Source organism: Chryseobacterium sp. SIMBA_028, from assembly GCF_046535285.1.
GTDB lineage: Bacteria > Bacteroidota > Bacteroidia > Flavobacteriales > Weeksellaceae > Chryseobacterium.
This window is the reverse complement of the sequence record NZ_JAWRWZ010000104.1, coordinates 1-340: the sequence shown is the minus strand read 5'-3', so window position 1 is coordinate 340 and position 340 is coordinate 1. Positions and strand designations below refer to the sequence as shown.

Annotated in this window: 1 protein-coding gene; it reads right to left on the bottom strand. The window is 33.8% G+C overall.

The genetic code is table 11. The features are described 5' to 3' along the window. A partial coding sequence (locus tag SCA31_RS22735) for a hypothetical protein (RefSeq protein WP_410699314.1) occupies positions 1 to 340 on the bottom strand: 340 nt, incomplete at both ends.

Genomic DNA, 340 nt, shown 5'->3' with positions numbered 1-340 from the left:
CATTTATTAAAAACTCAAATGCCAACTCCCATTTGATGTCCGGATAAGCGTTGATTAAGATCGTCGTTCTTTTGTCATTACTGAAAAATCGACAGCTATGAACATGCAAATGAAACTGATTCGGATTGGTTGCTGATGGCCAAATATATTTTATAGGATTAATCGTAAACCTCGTTAAATCCGAATATATTGGATAACTGAAAGAAGGTGTATCAAATGTTTTTTTGGTATCACCGCTATCTATTGCCTGACCTACATCTACAATGTAACTTTGCTTTTTGTGCTTATTGTTTCCTCTAAAACAAGCTTTTGTATCATAACCAGTAATATCTATGGTTAG